We start from the raw sequence: 15324 nt of genomic DNA, 5'->3' as shown, positions 1-15324 counted from the left end.
ACGTCCTACCAGCTCCTACGCAGCCGGCGTACGACCACCGGTCGCGAGGCGATCACCGATGGCCCGAAGCCCTGCGAGATCGTGTACGTCGCCGGGCAGGGCGGCCACCTGCGCCACCGGCACCTCGGGATGGAGCGCGGTGAAGCGGTCGCGCGTTCGCTGTTCGCGCGCGAGCACCTGCATCCGCTCAGCATGGAGGCGCAGCAGACCGGCGGTCAGCTGCTCCGTGGTGTGGTCCTCGGGGAATACGTGGTCGAGCGCGTCGTCGTCCTCTGCGTGGTCCGTGTGGTCCGTCTGGTGTGAGTCCTTCGCCGCGGGGTGGTCAGCCGCGTGGCCGTCGGAAGCGTGGTCCACGGCCGGGGGTTCGGGAGAGGCGGCCGCGACGCCACGAACACCAGTCTTCCCGGACGTCTGATCCACAATGCGGCCCTCATCAAGATTTTCTGCCGCAGCGAGCGCACGCTCGGCCGACAGCCGGGCGGCGCCGCTGCCGTGGACCCGGTTGAGGACCAGACCGGCCAGCGGCATCTCCTCCGCCGCCAGCCGTTCCACGAAGTACGCCGCCTCGCGCAGCGCGTCCCGCTCGGGCGCCGCGACCACCAGGAAGGCCGTCCCGGGGGCCTGGAGCAGCCGGTAGGTCGCGTCCGCCCGGGTGCGGAAGCCGCCGAACATGGTGTCCATGGCGGCCACGAACGTCTGCACATCGCGCAGCAGCTGCCCGCCTAGCAGCTTGCCGAGCGTGCCCGTCATCATCGACATGCCGACATTGAGGAACTTCATCCCCGCCCGGCCGCCCATCTTCGCCGGGGCCATCAGCAGCTTGATGAACTTCCCGTCCAGGAACGACCCGAGGCGCTTGGGCGCGTCCAGGAAGTCCAGCGCACTGCGCGACGGCGGGGTGTCGACCACGATCAGGTCCCACTCGTCGCGGGCCCGCAGCTGCCCCAGCTTCTCCATCGCCATGTACTCCTGCGTGCCCGCGAAGCCGGCCGACAGGGACTGGTAGAAGGGGTTCTCCAGGATCGCGCGGGACCGGTCGGCGTCCGCGTGCCCCTCGACGATCTCGTCGAAGGTCCGCTTCATGTCGAGCATCATGGCGTGCAGCTCGCCGCCCGACGCGCCCTCGATGCCCTTCACCCGGCGCGGGATGTTGTCCAGCGAGTCGATGCCCATGGACTGGGCGAGCCTGCGGGCCGGGTCGATGGTGAGGACGACGACCTTGCGGCCGCGCTCCGCCGCCCGTACGCCGAGGGCCGCCGCGGTCGTCGTCTTGCCGACGCCGCCGGAGCCGCAGCACACGATGATGCGGGTGCCCGGGTCGTCGATCAGCGGGTCGACTTCGAGGAGCGCCGCCGCGTCCAGGGTCATGAGCCGGTCCCTTGCTTCCGCAGTTCCTTCGCCAGTTGGTAGAGCCCGGCCAGGTCGACGCCCTCGCTCAGCAGAGGGAGTTCGTACGCCGGCAGGTCCAGGCGGTTCAGCGCGGCCCGCTGCGCGCGCTCCAGCTCCACGCGCTGGGCGTGGTCGGCGGCCTCGGCGAGCAGCGGCGGGACGAGCTTGTCCGCGCCGGACAGGCCCGCGCCGGAGAGCGCCGCGGCGATCTCCGCGCGCCGGTCGCCGGCCGCGCTGCGCACGGCGTCCTCGTCCAGGACGTGCGGGCGCACCATGTTCACGATCACCTTGCCGACCGGGAGGTCGGCGGCGCGCAGCTCGGCGACGCCGTCCGCGGTCTCCTGGACCGGCATCTCCTCCAGGAGCGTGACCAGGTGGACCGCGGTCTCGGGCGACTTGAGGACACGCATCACGGCCTGGGCCTGATTGTGTATCGGGCCGATCCTCGCCAGCCCCGCCACCTCGTCGTTGACGTTGAGGAAGCGGGTGATGCGGCCGGTGGGCGGGGCGTCCATGACCACGTAGTCGTAGGCGTACGCGCCCTGCTTGGTCCGGCGGCGCACGGCCTCGCACGCCTTGCCGGTCAGCAGCACGTCGCGGACGCCGGGCGCGACGGTCGTCGCGAAGTCGATCGCGCCGAGCTTCTTGAGGGCGCGGCCCGCGCTGCCGAGTTTGTAGAACATCTGGAGGTAGTCGAGGAGCGCGCGCTCGGCGTCGATGGCCACCGCGAACACCTCCCCGCCCCCGGAGGAGACGGCGATCTTCCGTTCCTCGTAGGGCAGCGCCTCCGTCTCGAAGAGCTGTGCGATGCCCTGCCTGCCCTCCACCTCGACGAGGAGAGTCCGCTTTCCCTCGGTCGCGAGGGCGAGCGCGAGGGCGGCGGCGACCGTCGTCTTACCGGTACCGCCCTTGCCGCTGACGACCTGGAGCCTGCTCACGTATTCGAGCCTAACCAGTCGGGCAGCACGCTACGCACGAGGCTGCGTGCGGCCTGCGTCACGGAGCGGCCCGCGCGTGCGGCTACAGTCGCCTCCATGACCAAGTGGGAATACTCGACCGTGCCCCTTCTCGTGCACGCGACGAAGCAGATCCTGGACACCTGGGGCGAGGACGGCTGGGAGCTCGTCCAGGTCGTTCCCGGGCCGAACAACCCCGAGCAGTTGGTGGCGTACATGAAGCGGGAGAAGCCATGGGCAGCCAAGTAGTCGAGGCGAAGCTCGCCGAACTCGGGCTGACGCTGCCGGAGGTCGTGCCGCCGCTGGCCGCGTACCAGCCGGCCGTCGTCTCGGGCGCGTACGTCTACACCGCCGGGCAGCTCCCGATGGTGCAGGGCAAGCTCCCGGTCACCGGCAAGGTGGGCGGCGAGGTCACCCCCGAGGAGGCCAAGGACCTCGCGCGGACCTGCGCGCTGAACGCGCTGGCCGCCGTGAAGTCGGTCGTCGGCGACCTGGACCGGATCGCGCGTGTCGTGAAGGTGGTCGGCTTCGTCGCGTCCGCCCCGGACTTCACCGGTCAGCCCGCGGTGCTCAACGGCGCGAGCGAGCTGCTGGGCGCGGTGCTCGGCGAGAAGGGCGTGCACGCGCGCAGCGCGGTGGGCGTGGCGGTGCTGCCGCTGGACGCTCCCGTGGAGGTCGAGATCCAGGTGGAGATCGTCCAGGACTGATCGAGCTCTGCGCAGCTGGGAGACCTTGCCGGGAGATCGGCAGGGGACCTGGCCGGGGGACCGGCTGGGAGATCGGCCGGGGGACCGGCTGGGCTGAAGTGAGCTCTCCGCTCGGCCGGTGTGGCGCTGAACCGCCGGTCAGCGAGGTACGGCCCCGTGTCCGCCGGAGTCCCGGCGGGCACGGGGCCGTATTCGTGTTCCTGCTCGGTGCCGGAGGGGGAGGGCGGGCGCGGTGGCCGCCGCCGTTCCCGACCCCCCCACATCGGGTGATCATCGGTCGTCCTCTGCCCCTCGAACATCGAGACAGATGCGCATAGCATCCGTCCATGTCCAAAGGTCAGTGGTACCCGCCGGAGTGGCCGGACCGGATTCGCGCGCTCGCGAGCGGTGAGCTCACCGCCGTGCCGCCGAAGCGGGCCGCGACCGTGATGCTGCTGCGCGACACGGCGGACGGCGGCCCCGCCGTCCACATGCTGCGCCGACGCACTTCCATGGCCTTCGCGGGCGGCGCGTACGCGTACCCCGGCGGGGGAGTGGACCCGCGCGACGACGACCACCTGGTCCGCTGGGCCGGACCCTCGCTTCAGGAGTGGGCCGCGCGGCTGGGCGCCGAGCCCGCCGAGGCCCAGGCGATCGTGTGTGCCGCGGTGCGGGAGACGTACGAGGAAGCCGGTGTCCTGCTCGCGGGCGAGACCGCGGACTCGGTGGTCAGCGACACCACGGGCGCGGACTGGGAGGCGGACCGCGAGGCGCTGGTCGCGCGCGACCTGTCCTTCGCGGACTTCCTGGACCGGCGGGGACTGGTGCTCCGCTCCGACCTGCTGGGCGCGTGGGCGCGGTGGATCACGCCGGAGTTCGAGCCGCGCCGCTACGACACCTGGTTCTTCGTGGCTGCCCTGCCCGAGGGCCAGCGCACGCGCAACGCGTCGACGGAGGCGGACCGCACGGTCTGGATCCGCCCGTCGGAGGCGACGGCCGGGTACGACCGGGGCGAGCTGCTGATGATGCCCCCGACGGTGGCGACGCTGCGGGCGCTGACGGCGTACGGGACGGCGGCGTCGGCCGTCGCTGCGGCAGCGGACCAGGACCTCGCGCCGGTGCTGGCGCAGGCGCGCCTGGAGGCGGGCGAGGTGGTCCTGACCTGGCCCGGCCACGACGAGTTCACCAAGCATGTGCCGACGAAGGACGAGACATGACGAGGACGCGTTCGTCGACGACGATGGACACCTGGGCCTGGACGACGACGGACTCCTGGGCTGCGGGCGCCGCGGCGAGCGGCCCGCGCACGACCCTTGCCGTCGGAGGATCCACGTACGTCGAAGGATCCACGTACGCCGGAGGTGCGCGATGACCGACGCCGGCTCGCTTCCCGGACAGCCCCGCGGCGGCGTCCTCTCCGGACCCGCGACCGCACGGGCCGTCAACGTCCTCGCGCCCAACCCCTCGGCCATGACCCTCGACGGGACCAACACCTGGATCGTCTCCGAGCCCGACTCCGACCTCGCGGTCGTCATCGATCCCGGCCCCCTCGACGAGACTCACCTCCAGGCCGTCGTCGCCGCCGCCGAGAAGGCGGGCAAGCGCGTCGCCCTCACCCTGCTCACCCACGGCCACCCCGACCACGCCGAAGGCGCCGCGCGCTTCGCCGAGTTGACGAGTACGCACGTCCGCGCCCTCGACCCCGCGCTGCGGCTCGGCGACGAGGGCCTCGCCGCGGGCGACGTGATCACCACGGGCGGGCTGGAGATGCGCGTCGTGCCCACCCCCGGGCACACCGCGGACTCGCTCTGCTTCCATCTGCCCGGCGACCGCGCGGTGCTGACCGGCGACACGATCCTCGGCCGCGGCACGACGGTCGTCGCGCACCCCGACGGGCGGCTCGGCGACTACCTCGACTCGCTGCGCCGGCTGCGCTCGCTGACCGTCGACGACGGGGTGCACACGGTGCTGCCCGGCCACGGCCCCGTACTGGAGGACGCCCAGGGCGCGGTCGAGTTCTATCTGGCGCACCGGGCCCACCGCCTCGCCCAGGTGGAGACGGCCGTCGAGAACGGCCACGCCACCCCGGCGGACGTGGTCGCGCAGGTGTACGCGGACGTGGACAGGTCCCTGTGGCCGGCCGCCGAGCTGTCGGTGCGGGCGCAGCTGGAGTACCTGCGCGAGCACGGCCTGATCTAGCGCGTACTGCGGGCACGTCAGGCCGCAGGCGTGTGCTGCGGGTAGGTCAGGCCGTGAGTGCGTACTGCGGGTACGTCAGGCGGTGACGCGTACCGCTTGTGCGTACCGCATGTACGGCGGCCCCTCAGGGTGCGAGCGTTGACCGATGCTTTACGCTCCGCTTACTTCTGGCATTCGTCCCTGGGGGGAAGCAGCGTGTTCGTCCTGTTCATCGTGCTCGTCATAGCCGCGGCGGTGATGTACTTCATCGCCCGCGGCGGAGACAACCGCGCCCTCAAGCTGGGCGCCGTCGGCGCCCTGATCGCCGGCCTGTTCTCGGGCATAGCGAGCTGCGTCCACATCGTCAGCGCCTACGAGGTCGGCGTCCCCGTCACCTTCGGCAAGGTCGGGCAGCCCATGAACCCCGGGGTGAACCTCACCTCGCCGTTCACCAACGTCACCACGTTCTCCACCCGCCCCGTCGACCTCAACCTCTCCGACAAGGACGTCGTCGAGGTCCGCTCCTCGCAGGGCGGCGTGATGTACGTCGAGGTCACCGTGAAGTGGGCGGTCACCCCCGCCAAGGCCATCGAGCTCTACAAGCTCGCCGGCAGCGAGGGCGCCATCCAGCAGCGCCTGGTCTTCCCGGACAGCCGGGAGATCATCCGCAACGTCTTCGCCCGGCACACCAGCGAGCAGGGCTACTCCTCCGCCCGCGAGAAGATCAACACCGAGATCGGCGAACTGATCAAGGAGCGGCTCGCTCCCCGCGGCATCGACGTCACGACGGTCAACCTGCGCAATGTGAAGCCGTCCGACCGGCTCCAGGACCAGATCGACCGCAAGATCCAGCAGCAGCAGGCGACCGAGCGGGCGACCGAGGCGGCCCGTACGGCCACGGCCGAGGCCGAGCGCCGCCGGATCGAGGCCGAGGGCATCGCCAAGGCCAACAAGATCCTCAACGAGTCGCTCAGCGACAAGGTCCTGACCAACCAGTGCATCGACGCCTTCAAGGAGGCGGCCGCGAAGCACCCGGTGTACGCCGTGCCCTGCGGCGGCGGCTCCGGCAACCCGCTGATTGTGGACGGCACCAAGAATTGACCGTGAACTGACCGTACGGACGCGGTGCTGACCTTCTCAGCCGACCGCACGCGGCGCTGATCGTCGGCAGCGCCGGCCCGAGCAGCGCGAAGGGCCGCCCCGGACTGGCCGGGGCGGCCCTTTCGCGATCTAGCCGATCTAGCCGATCGAGCTTGGTTCAGCTGACTCGGCGGCGCTGCGAGCGAGTCCCTGGCGTGCCTAGCGGGAGCGCTTGGCGAGGCGCTCCACGTCCAGCAGGATCACGGCCCGCGCCTCCAGCCGCAGCCAGCCGCGCTGCGCGAAGTCGGCCAGCGCCTTGTTCACGGTCTCGCGGGACGCGCCGACCAGCTGGGCCAGCTCCTCCTGCGTGAGGTCGTGGACGACGTGGATGCCCTCCTCGGACTGCACGCCGAAGCGGCGCGACAGGTCCAGCAGCGCACGGGCGACGCGGCCCGGAACGTCGGAGAAGACCAGGTCGGACATCTGGTCGTTGGTCTTGCGCAGCCGGCGGGCGACCGCGCGCAGCAGCGCGGTGGCCACCTCGGGGCGGGCGTTCAGCCAGGGCTGGAGGTCGCCGTGGCCCAGGCCGAGCAGCTTCACCTCGGTCAGCGCCGAGGCGGTCGCGGTGCGCGGGCCCGGGTCGAACAGGGACAGCTCGCCGATCAGCTCGCCCGGGCCGAGGACGGCGAGCATGTTCTCGCGGCCGTCGGGGGACGTGCGGTGGAGCTTGACCTTGCCTTCGGTGACCACATAGAGCCGGTCGCCCGGGTCGCCCTCGTGGAAGAGCGCGTCGCCACGGGCGAGCGTCGCTTCACTCATCGAGGCGCGGAGCTCCGCGGCCTGCTCATCATCGAGCGCCGCGAAGAGCGGGGCGCGCCGCAGAACGTCGTCCACGAGTTCTCTCCTTGTCGACCTGCTCAGGGGACATCAGCCCCCATGATGCCGGACCGCGGTTGGCTGGTCCGGAGGGCAACCCTCCGGAACCCCCCGGCAGTAAAAATTCGTGCGATCAATCACAACAAGTTTGACGCACGGGAGCGCGTGTTCGTGCGGCAGGGGCCCGATTGGGTCCTGATTGCCGGTGGCCGGGGCGGATGTCAGTGGCGGCGCTTAGGCTGGCCGGGTGTCCAATTCGCCGGTGAGAGCGCAGGCCAAGGGGGCTGGGAGCGTGTCTGGAAAGCAGAATTCCGCTGTGGGCGAACAGCGCGCACCTGCCCCCAAAAAAGCGACAAAACGGGTTAAAGCGTCCCTGAAGCCGGAATCCAGACTGGCGATGGTCCGGCGCGCCCGCCGCATCAATCGCGAGCTCGCCGAGGTCTATCCGTACGCCCACCCCGAGCTCGACTTCCGCAACCCCTTCGAGCTGCTGGTCGCGACCGTCCTGTCCGCCCAGACGACCGACCTGAGGGTGAACCAGACGACGCCCGCGCTCTTCGCCAGGTACCCCACGCCGGAGGACATGGCCGCGGCCGTCCCCGAGCAGCTGGAAGAGATCATCCGCCCGACCGGCTTCTTCCGCGCCAAGGCGAGGTCGCTGATCGGCCTCTCGACCGCGCTGCGGGACGACTTCGGCGGCGAGGTCCCGGGCCGGCTGAAAGACCTGGTGACGCTCCCGGGCGTCGGCCGCAAGACGGCGAACGTCGTCCTCGGCAATGGATTCGGTGTGCCCGGCCTGACTGTGGACACCCACTTCGGCCGTCTGGTGCGCCGCTGGAAGTGGACCGAGCAGGAGGACCCGGAGAAGGTCGAGGCGGAGATCGCCGAGATCTTCCCGAAGTCCGAGTGGACCATGCTCTCGCACCGGATCATCTTCCACGGCCGCCGTATCTGCCATGCCCGCAAGCCGGCCTGCGGCGCCTGCCCGATCGCCCCTCTGTGCCCTTCGTACGGAGAGGGCGAGACGGACCCGGAGAAGGCGAAGAAGCTCCTGAAGTACGAGATGGGCGGCCGCCCTGGCCAGCGGCTGAGCCCGCCGGCGGACTACCCGGGCAAGCCCGCCCCGGCGCTGGGCGAGGCCGAATGAGGCGGTTCCCGGCTGAGGGCGAGGCGGGCGCGGCGGTCTGTGGCGTACGGGTCGGTGTGCCCCGGTCCGTAGCGGCGGGTGTGCCCGGTTCCGTACGGGCGGGTGGGCGTCGTCTCGGACGGACTGGCGTGCCCGGTTCCGTACAGCGCCTGGTCCGTCCCGTACCGCGCACGGCCCGTGCTCCGCGAATCATGGAACGATTGCCGCGCCCCGGCGCGTTGTGCACGAGGGGGTGCCGATGATGCGCGCTGGAGAAGAGACGTACGACATGAGCCAGAACGGCGAGGCGACCGTCTCCACGGACGGGCTGCCCGACTGGCTGGATCCGGTCGTGCGCGCCGTGGACGTCATCGAGCCCTCGCAGCTCAGCCGCTTCCTGCCGCCCGAGAGCGGCCGGGGACGGCAGTCGGCCGTGCTCATCCTGTTCGGCGAGGGCGACAGGGGTCCTGAGCTGCTGCTGATGGAGCGCGCGGGCAGCCTCCGCTCGCACGCCGGGCAGCCCTCCTTCCCCGGCGGCGCCCTCGATCCCGAGGACGGCGACCCGGCCACCGTCGGCCCGCTGCGGGCCGCGCTGCGCGAGGCCGAGGAGGAGACCGGGCTCGACCCCTCCGGCGTGCAGGCCTTCGGCGTGCTGCCCAAGGTCTACATCCCGGTGAGCAGTTTCGTCGTCACGCCCGTACTGGGATGGTGGCGGGCCCCGAGCCCGGTCGGAGCCGTCGACCCCGCGGAGACGGCTCGTGTCTTCACCGTGCCCGTGGCGGATCTCACGGACCCGGCCAACCGTGCGACCACTGTCCATCCGAGCGGCTACAAGGGGCCGGCGTTCCTGGTCGAGGACGCTCTGGTCTGGGGCTTCACGGCCGGAGTGATCGACCGCCTGCTGCATTTCTCGGGCTGGGAGAAGCCCTGGGACCGGGCCAAGCAGGTCCCGCTGGACTGGCGCGCATGACAGGCTGACTTCGAGCACCCGGCGACGAAAATGCGAGGCAAGCGACGGTGAACGTGCTGGACATTCTGCTGCTGGTCGCCGCAGTGTGGTTTGCGATCGTCGGCTATCGCCAGGGCTTCGTCGTCGGCATCCTGTCGGTGATCGGCTTCCTCGGCGGCGGGCTCGTCGCGGTGTATCTGCTCCCGGTGATCTGGGACGCGATGACGGACGACGACTCCCAGGTGTCCACCACGGTCGCCGTCGTCGCCGTCGTGATCGTGATCGTGTGCGCGTCGGTGGGACAGGCCTTCACCACCCACCTCGGCAGCAAGCTGCGCCGATATATCACCTGGTCGCCCGCCCGCGCGCTGGACGCCACGGGCGGGGCGCTGGTCAACGTCGTCGCGATGCTGCTGGTCGCCTGGCTGATCGGCTCCGCGCTGGCCGGAACCGCGCTGCCCACGCTGGGCAAGGAGGTCCGCAACTCCAAGGTGCTGCTCGGGGTCTCCCGGGTGATGCCGGATCAGGCGAACACCTGGTTCACCGACTTCACCTCGGTGCTCGCGCAGAACGGCTTCCCGCAGGTCTTCAGCCCCTTCGCCAACGAGCCCATCACCGAGGTCCAGGCCCCGGACCCGGCGCTGGTGGGCAGCCCGGTGGCGGCCCGCGCCCAGCGGTCCATCGTCAAGGTCGTCGGCACGGCGCAGAGCTGCAGCAAGGTCCTGGAGGGGACCGGCTTCGTCTTCGCCGACCGCCGCGTGATGACCAACGCGCACGTCGTCGGAGGCGTCGACGAGCCGACCGTCCAGATAGGCGGAGAGGGCAGGCTCTACGACGCGAAGGTCGTGCTCTACGACTGGCAGCGCGATATCGCGGTGCTGGACGTGCCCGATCTGAAGGCGCCCCCGCTCCAGTTCACCGAGTCCGACGCGCGCAGCGGCAACAGCGCGATCGTCGCCGGCTTCCCCGAGAACGGCTCGTACGACGTCCGCTCGGCGCGCGTGCGCGGCCGGATCAACGCCAACGGCCCGGACATCTACCATCGCGGCACCGTGCGCCGCGATGTGTACTCCCTGTACACGACGGTCCGCCAGGGCAACTCCGGCGGTCCTCTGCTGACGACCGACGGCAAGGTCTACGGCGTCATCTTCGCCCGCTCCCTGGACGACCCGGACACCGGCTACGCACTGACGGCCGACGAGATCCGCGAGGACATCGAGCTCGGCCGCGCGGCCAACCAGCAGGTCGACAGCCAGGGGTGCGCGCTGTAGCGACGGCGCGGCACGGGAGCGGGCCGAGGCTGCGGCCGACGCCACAGCCGAGGCCGGCTCCTGGCTCCTGGCACACAGTCCCGACAGCCGAGGCCGGCTCCCGGCCAGGTCAGCTTCGGTCCCAGCGCCTAGCCGAGCCGCGAAGGTCCCAGGTACGAGCCTTCGCCGCGCCGCGCCGCGACGGAACAAGGTCCGCGACGGAACAAGGTCCGCGACGGAGCGAGGACCGTGACCGAGGAACGACCACGACCGAGGAGGGGCGCAGGACACACCCCTCCCCTGGCGGGAGATCCGGGATGTGTGTGCGGCGCCTCGGAGGAAGGATGCTCCGGGTCGCGCGGCGGCGGCGCGGACGAGTCCGTCAGCCGCGGGTATGCCGCAGTCGCGCCGAGACCCAGCGGGCCCGGCGCCTCAGGATGCGGGGGATGCCGATCCCCTGCCCCGTATGCTCATGTCCCTCGACCTGGGGGCCACCCCTGTCGTGGATGATCGGCCCACTGGCCGACCGGCGGTTGCGTGCTGCGTCACCGTAGTCGTGCGTCCAGCCCATACCCCGACGTGTGCCCGGGCCCCAAGGTCGGTAACCGCCTGAGGGGCCGCCAATTGGCCTATGCGCCAGGCAATTGGCTGTTCGTCGTACAAGAGTTCCGTGTGCACGGTGGGGCGTTGACGGGCCGGGCCCGCCGGGGCTACCGGTCGGGCTCGGGGTCCTTGAGCCAGTTGATGAGCTCCGTCGAGAACGCCGCAGGATCCTCCTCATGAGGGAAGTGGCCCAGGCCGTCGAAGAGCCGCCAGCGGTACGGCGCCTCCACGTACTCCCCGGAGCCCGCCGCGCTGCGCGTCCGCATCGCCGGGTCCAGCGAGCCGTGCAGATGCAGCGTCGGCACCCGCACCGGGCGCTTCATCCGCCGGTTGAACTGGATGCCGTCCGGCCGCGCCAGCGAGCGCACCATCCACCGGTACGGCTCGATCGAGCAGTGCGCCGTCGACGGGATCGACATCGCGCGCCGGTAGACCTCGACCGCTTCCTCCTCCGGCGGCTGCGGCCCGGACCAGTCGTTGATGAGCTTGCCCACCAAGGCCGCGTCGTCCGCGACCAGCTGACGCTCCGGCACCCACGGCCGCTGGAAGCCCCAGATATAGGACCCGGCGCGGCTCTGCGAGAAGTCCGAGAGCATCGCCGAGCGCCACCGCCGCGGATGCGGCATCGAGGAGACCGCGAGCCGGCGGACCAGCTTGGGCCGCATCACGGCCGCCGTCCACGCCAGGTACCCGCCCAGGTCGTGCCCGACGAGCGCCGCGTCGGGCTCGCCGAGGGACCGTACGACCCCGGTGATGTCGAGCGCGAGGTTCGCGGGGTCGTAGCCCCGCGGCGTACGGTCGCTGCCGCCCACGCCCCGCAGGTCCATCGCGACGGCCCGGAACCCGGCGTCCGCGAGCGCCGTCAGCTGATGCCGCCAGGTCCACCAGAACTGCGGGAAGCCGTGGAGGAACAGCACCAGCGGCCCGTCGCCGACCTCGGCGATATGGAAGCGCGCGCCATTGGCGGCCACGTCGCGGTGGGTCCAGGGACCATCGATGCGTACGGGGCTTCCATTACCGATTTCGGGGGCCGTCATGCTGACGAGCGTGCCACAACTGCGGTCGTCCGGCCGCCACCGCTCGTTCAGACGGGCATTTTGTCCCGGGACGCCCTGGTGTGCGGCTTGACGCTCTGCAGTACGGCAGCCGTCTCCTTAGCCGAGGCGATGGACCGCTCCGGCGGCTTGACCTTCTTGAACTTGGACACGGCGAGCAGCGCCAGCAGCCCCGCCAGCACCAGGAACGCCACCCCCACGATCAGGAAGGACCAGGCCAGGCCGAGACCCAGATTGTGGATCCCGTACGCCGCGGCGAAGCTGAGCACCGGCAGCGAGAAGAGCGCGAACACTCCCGCGATGGTGATGGCCGCGCCGCCGATCGCGCCGCGCTTGACGTCCTGTCGCAGCTCGGCCTTGGCCAGGGCGATCTCGTCGTGCACGAGCGCGGACATCTCGGCCGTCGCCGTTGCCACCAACTGGCCGAGACTGCGGTCGGCGCCGACGGCTTCGGCGTTCACGGGCCTCACCGTGATCGTCGCATTGGCCGTAGCGTTGCCGGGGTCGCTCATCGCTGACTCCCTCTCCTCATCAACGGATCCGATGTCAGATCATGCCGGACTGTCGAGTATTCCGCCCCGCCAGGGGTCTCGTGGCCCTGCCGGCCTTTGGCATGGGCCCGTGTGACGGCCCGCCATCGAGTACCGGCCAGATCCTCTCCTTGGCCGGGACCTAGCCGGGTCCTCTCCTCGGCCGGGTCCTAGCCGGGTCCTCTCCTCGGCCAGGACCTAGCCGGGTCCTCTCCTCAGCCAGGTCCTAGCCGGTCCTCATCCTCAGGCGACCGGCGGGTTCTCGGGCGACCGGGCCTTCTCAGGCGACCGGGGCGTTCTCAGACGACCGGCGCGCCGATGCCCAGCAGGTTCCCCTCGCTGTCGCGGAACCAGGCGCCGCGTTCGCCGCGGGCGCCCTTGCTCGGATAGTTCCCGTCGATGTCGGCGATCCCGTCCTTCGTGCGGAGCCCGGGCACGTCGACCTCCTCGAACACCACGCCGCGCCGCCTGAGCTCCGCCACGGCCGTCTCGATGTCGTCGACCTGCAACGCCATCTGCGTGAAGGTCCCGGGCGAGGCGCCCGTCGACTGGAACAGGGCGAACTCCGTGCCCTGGCACCGGTACAGCAGCCCGCCGGGCCGCTCGTCCACGGGCTCCAGCCCGAGCCGCTCGGAGTAGAAGCGCCGCGCCCGGTCCAGGTCCTGGGCGGGAAGCCTGGTCGCCACCCGTGCCCGGGCCAGAGGGTTCCTGTCGTCTGCGTCCATGCCTCCACTGTGCCGTGAACCGCGGCCGCTGCCGGGGAGGCGGCCTCGCCCCATTCGGCCGCTGTCGGCTCGCGTGAGACGCCGGATCCCAGTGTTGTGGTGCACACGGCGGTGCTCACGGTGGTGCACACGGATGCGTGCCGAAGTGCGCGGCATCGGCGGCACCGGACCCTCGACGGCGACGGAGGAAGACGGAGCATGTCCATACGATCCATAGCGGGCCGCCGACATCACGCGGCGGCCCTCGCCGCGACGGTGATCTGCTCAACGATATTCGCCGGCCCAGGAGTTGCTCAGGCCGGCGGCGCGCCGTCCCCGTCGGAGCCGCCCGCCCTGCGGCTGGACTGGAGTCGCTGCATACCCGGCAGCCCGTACGACTGCGCCACCGCCAAGGTGCCCCTGGACTACAACGACCCCGGCGGCCGCACCATCGAATTGGCGGTCGTCCGGCGGAAGGCCACCGACCCCGGGCGGCGCATCGGCAGCCTGTTCTTCAACCCCGGCGGCCCCGGCGGGCCCGGGTCGGTGCAGATGCCGCAGAACTACGAGTCCTTCCCGCGCGAGGTGCGGGAGCGGTTCGACATCGTCAGCTGGGACCCCCGTGGAGTCGGCAACAGCACCGCGGTGAACTGCTTCGAGACCCCCGAGGAGGCAGCCGAGTGGAACGCGGGCCACGCGGCGGGCTTCCCGGTGGGCGAGAAGGAGCGGACGGTCTTCATCGCCGCGTTCAAGGACCTGGTCCGGCGCTGTGAGCAGCGCGACCCCCAGCTCCTGCGCCATGTGTCGACCGCCGAGACCGCTCGCGACCTCGACCTGCTCCGCGGAGCGGTGGGCGACCCGAAGCTCACCTACCTCGGGATCTCCTACGGCACGATCCTGGGCGCCACCTACGCCAACCTCTTCCCGGACAAGGTCCGTGCCCTGGTCCTCGACAGCGACTGGGATCCCCAGGCCTGGACGAACCACGCCTCCGACGCCGACCCCCGGCTCACGTCCTTCCTGCGCCTGGGCTCGGACCGCAGTGCGGCGGCGACCCTGGACCAGTTCCTCGCCCTGTGCGGGGCCGCCACCACCGCCCGCTGCGCCTTCTCCGCCGGCAGCCCGCAGGCGACCCGGGACAAGTTCGACCAGCTGATGCAGCGCCTCAGGAAGCATCCCGTGGGCACGTCGACCTATGCCGGAACGGTCGCCGACGTGGTGAACAGCCTCTACATCGTCCACCCGGGGTGGACGGGGCTCGCCGGCAGGCTGCAGGACCTGTGGCAGGGCCGCGTCCCGGCGCCGCCCGTCTTCCCGCCCCCGCCGCCGGTCCCGAACCCGAATCCGTACGCCGGCGTGGAGCAGGGCGCCGCGGTGCTCTGCAGCGACAGCCCCAACCCGCGTGACCCGGGTGTCTACCACGCCCTGGAGGAGGCCAGCGCGGTCCACGCGGGCGACGCCGGACGCTTCTGGACCTGGGCCGCCGAGGGTTGTGCCACCTGGCCGGTCGCCGCCAACCGCTACCGCGGCCCGTGGAACAAGCCGACTGCGCACCCCATCCTGGTGGTCGGCACCAGGTACGACCCCTCCACTCCCTATGCGGCCGCGCAGGCCATGGCCGAAGAGCTGGCCGACGCCCGCCTGCTCACCAACGACGGGCATGGGCACACCGCACTGCTCAACCCCAGCAGCTGCATCCAGGCCCATGAGAGCCGCTACCTCATCGACGGCGTCCTTCCGCCGCCCGGGACAAGGTGCAGGCAGGACAGGCCGCCCTTCTCCCCGCCCAAGCCGAGCGGCGGCGTCGCCACCGGCGGGGGCGGTATGGCAGGCGCCGTCTCCGCGCGCTAGCGGAGACGGCGCCCCGAGACGGTGCCTGTGTGGCGCTCAGATCAGGTCGGTCCGGCCTGATCTGAGCGCCACAGGCGTGAAAGGGCCCCTA

17 protein-coding genes are annotated in these 15324 nt (G+C 71.3%); 10 read left to right on the top strand and 7 right to left on the bottom strand.

Annotation, left to right across the window (positions count from 1 at the left end):
* Positions 1 to 15: 15 nt before the first annotated feature.
* Both AB0M39_RS03865 and AB0M39_RS03860 read right to left on the bottom strand, forming a co-directional pair.
* On the bottom strand, positions 16 to 1368 hold the full coding sequence (locus AB0M39_RS03865; protein ID WP_365359825.1) for an ArsA family ATPase: 1353 nt from the start codon (positions 1366 to 1368) through the stop codon (positions 16 to 18).
* Positions 1365 to 2327, bottom strand: a complete 963-nt coding sequence (locus tag AB0M39_RS03860) for an ArsA-related P-loop ATPase (protein WP_365359823.1) — start codon at positions 2325 to 2327, stop codon at positions 1365 to 1367. The genes AB0M39_RS03865 and AB0M39_RS03860 overlap by 4 nt, the downstream gene beginning before the upstream one ends.
* A gap of 96 nt (positions 2328 to 2423) precedes the next feature.
* On the opposite strand from AB0M39_RS03860, the gene AB0M39_RS03855 reads away from it, so the two are divergent.
* From AB0M39_RS03855 to AB0M39_RS03830, 6 genes are all read left to right on the top strand, one after another.
* Positions 2424 to 2594 carry a DUF4177 domain-containing protein gene (locus AB0M39_RS03855; RefSeq protein WP_365359821.1) on the top strand — a complete coding sequence of 57 codons (171 nt, stop codon included), beginning with the start codon at positions 2424 to 2426 and terminating at the stop codon, positions 2592 to 2594.
* Positions 2579 to 3052 (top strand): RidA family protein, encoded by a 474-nt coding sequence (locus tag AB0M39_RS03850; protein WP_365359819.1) that lies wholly within the window; start codon positions 2579 to 2581, stop codon positions 3050 to 3052. Before AB0M39_RS03855 ends, AB0M39_RS03850 begins: the two co-directional genes overlap by 16 nt.
* A gap of 326 nt (positions 3053 to 3378) precedes the next feature.
* Complete coding sequence (locus AB0M39_RS03845) at positions 3379 to 4248, top strand: NUDIX hydrolase (RefSeq protein ID WP_365359817.1); 870 nt, start codon at positions 3379 to 3381, stop codon at positions 4246 to 4248.
* Complete coding sequence (locus AB0M39_RS03840; protein ID WP_365359815.1) at positions 4245 to 4403, top strand: hypothetical protein; 159 nt, start codon at positions 4245 to 4247, stop codon at positions 4401 to 4403. Before AB0M39_RS03845 ends, AB0M39_RS03840 begins: the two co-directional genes overlap by 4 nt.
* Positions 4400 to 5230 carry an MBL fold metallo-hydrolase gene (locus tag AB0M39_RS03835; protein WP_365359813.1) on the top strand — a complete coding sequence of 277 codons (831 nt, stop codon included), beginning with the start codon at positions 4400 to 4402 and terminating at the stop codon, positions 5228 to 5230. The genes AB0M39_RS03840 and AB0M39_RS03835 overlap by 4 nt, the downstream gene beginning before the upstream one ends.
* 195 nt (positions 5231 to 5425) lie before the next feature.
* The gene (locus AB0M39_RS03830) at positions 5426 to 6310 is read left to right on the top strand and encodes a prohibitin family protein (RefSeq protein WP_365359811.1); all 885 of its coding nucleotides are present in this window, start codon (positions 5426 to 5428) and stop codon (positions 6308 to 6310) included.
* Between the two features lie 198 nt (positions 6311 to 6508).
* Here AB0M39_RS03830 and AB0M39_RS03825 read toward each other — a convergent pair whose 3' ends face one another.
* On the bottom strand, positions 6509 to 7183 hold the full coding sequence (locus AB0M39_RS03825) for a Crp/Fnr family transcriptional regulator (RefSeq protein WP_030353254.1): 675 nt from the start codon (positions 7181 to 7183) through the stop codon (positions 6509 to 6511).
* A 229-nt stretch (positions 7184 to 7412) separates the two neighbouring features.
* Between AB0M39_RS03825 and nth the strand changes: the two genes are divergently transcribed.
* The 3 genes from nth (at position 7413) to AB0M39_RS03810 (ending at position 10511) form a co-directional block, all read left to right on the top strand.
* The gene (gene nth / locus AB0M39_RS03820; protein ID WP_365359809.1) at positions 7413 to 8312 is read left to right on the top strand and encodes an endonuclease III; all 900 of its coding nucleotides are present in this window, start codon (positions 7413 to 7415) and stop codon (positions 8310 to 8312) included.
* A 241-nt stretch (positions 8313 to 8553) separates the two neighbouring features.
* Positions 8554 to 9261, top strand: a complete 708-nt coding sequence (locus tag AB0M39_RS03815) for a CoA pyrophosphatase (protein ID WP_365359807.1) — start codon at positions 8554 to 8556, stop codon at positions 9259 to 9261.
* Positions 9262 to 9308: 47 nt separating this feature from the next.
* Positions 9309 to 10511 carry a MarP family serine protease gene (locus tag AB0M39_RS03810; protein ID WP_365359805.1) on the top strand — a complete coding sequence of 401 codons (1203 nt, stop codon included), beginning with the start codon at positions 9309 to 9311 and terminating at the stop codon, positions 10509 to 10511.
* Between the two features lie 361 nt (positions 10512 to 10872).
* On the opposite strand, the gene AB0M39_RS03805 is transcribed toward AB0M39_RS03810, so the two are convergent.
* The 4 genes from AB0M39_RS03805 to AB0M39_RS03790 all read right to left on the bottom strand — a co-directional run bounded on the left by AB0M39_RS03805 (position 10873) and on the right by AB0M39_RS03790 (position 13403).
* Positions 10873 to 11061, bottom strand: a complete 189-nt coding sequence (locus AB0M39_RS03805; RefSeq protein ID WP_365359803.1) for a hypothetical protein — start codon at positions 11059 to 11061, stop codon at positions 10873 to 10875.
* A gap of 139 nt (positions 11062 to 11200) precedes the next feature.
* Positions 11201 to 12130, bottom strand: a complete 930-nt coding sequence (locus AB0M39_RS03800) for an alpha/beta hydrolase (protein ID WP_365359801.1) — start codon at positions 12128 to 12130, stop codon at positions 11201 to 11203.
* Between the two features lie 47 nt (positions 12131 to 12177).
* Positions 12178 to 12609 carry a phage holin family protein gene (locus AB0M39_RS03795; RefSeq protein WP_365360183.1) on the bottom strand — a complete coding sequence of 144 codons (432 nt, stop codon included), beginning with the start codon at positions 12607 to 12609 and terminating at the stop codon, positions 12178 to 12180.
* Positions 12610 to 12977: 368 nt separating this feature from the next.
* Positions 12978 to 13403: a VOC family protein gene (locus AB0M39_RS03790; RefSeq protein WP_365359799.1), complete on the bottom strand. Its 426-nt coding sequence runs from the start codon at positions 13401 to 13403 to the stop codon at positions 12978 to 12980.
* 198 nt (positions 13404 to 13601) lie between these two features.
* Here AB0M39_RS03790 and AB0M39_RS03785 point away from each other — a divergent pair, with 198 nt between their 5' ends.
* A complete protein-coding gene (locus AB0M39_RS03785; RefSeq protein ID WP_365359797.1) occupies positions 13602 to 15233 on the top strand; it encodes an alpha/beta hydrolase in 1632 nt (543 codons plus the stop codon).
* The last annotated feature ends 91 nt before the right edge of the window (positions 15234 to 15324 follow it).

This window comes from Streptomyces sp. NPDC051907 (assembly GCF_040681075.1).
GTDB lineage: Bacteria > Actinomycetota > Actinomycetes > Streptomycetales > Streptomycetaceae > Streptomyces.
The sequence above is the reverse complement of the archived record's forward strand: the minus strand, read 5'-3'. Positions and strand labels throughout refer to the sequence as shown.

What these genes read in the sequence shown, in the direction of transcription:
- AB0M39_RS03865 (WP_365359825.1), bottom strand. Translation starts at nt 1,368, where the DNA reads ATGACCCTGGACGCGGCGGCGCTCCTCGAAGTCGACCCGCTGATCGAC.
- AB0M39_RS03855 (WP_365359821.1), top strand. Translation starts at nt 2,424, where the DNA reads ATGACCAAGTGGGAATACTCGACCGTGCCCCTTCTCGTGCACGCGACG.
- AB0M39_RS03850 (WP_365359819.1), top strand. Translation starts at nt 2,579, where the DNA reads ATGGGCAGCCAAGTAGTCGAGGCGAAGCTCGCCGAACTCGGGCTGACG.
- AB0M39_RS03845 (WP_365359817.1), top strand. Translation starts at nt 3,379, where the DNA reads ATGTCCAAAGGTCAGTGGTACCCGCCGGAGTGGCCGGACCGGATTCGC.
- AB0M39_RS03840 (WP_365359815.1), top strand. Translation starts at nt 4,245, where the DNA reads ATGACGAGGACGCGTTCGTCGACGACGATGGACACCTGGGCCTGGACG.
- AB0M39_RS03835 (WP_365359813.1), top strand. Translation starts at nt 4,400, where the DNA reads ATGACCGACGCCGGCTCGCTTCCCGGACAGCCCCGCGGCGGCGTCCTC.
- AB0M39_RS03815 (WP_365359807.1), top strand. Translation starts at nt 8,554, where the DNA reads ATGCGCGCTGGAGAAGAGACGTACGACATGAGCCAGAACGGCGAGGCG.
- AB0M39_RS03805 (WP_365359803.1), bottom strand. Translation starts at nt 11,061, where the DNA reads ATGGGCTGGACGCACGACTACGGTGACGCAGCACGCAACCGCCGGTCG.
- AB0M39_RS03800 (WP_365359801.1), bottom strand. Translation starts at nt 12,130, where the DNA reads ATGACGGCCCCCGAAATCGGTAATGGAAGCCCCGTACGCATCGATGGT.
- AB0M39_RS03790 (WP_365359799.1), bottom strand. Translation starts at nt 13,403, where the DNA reads ATGGACGCAGACGACAGGAACCCTCTGGCCCGGGCACGGGTGGCGACC.
- AB0M39_RS03785 (WP_365359797.1), top strand. Translation starts at nt 13,602, where the DNA reads ATGTCCATACGATCCATAGCGGGCCGCCGACATCACGCGGCGGCCCTC.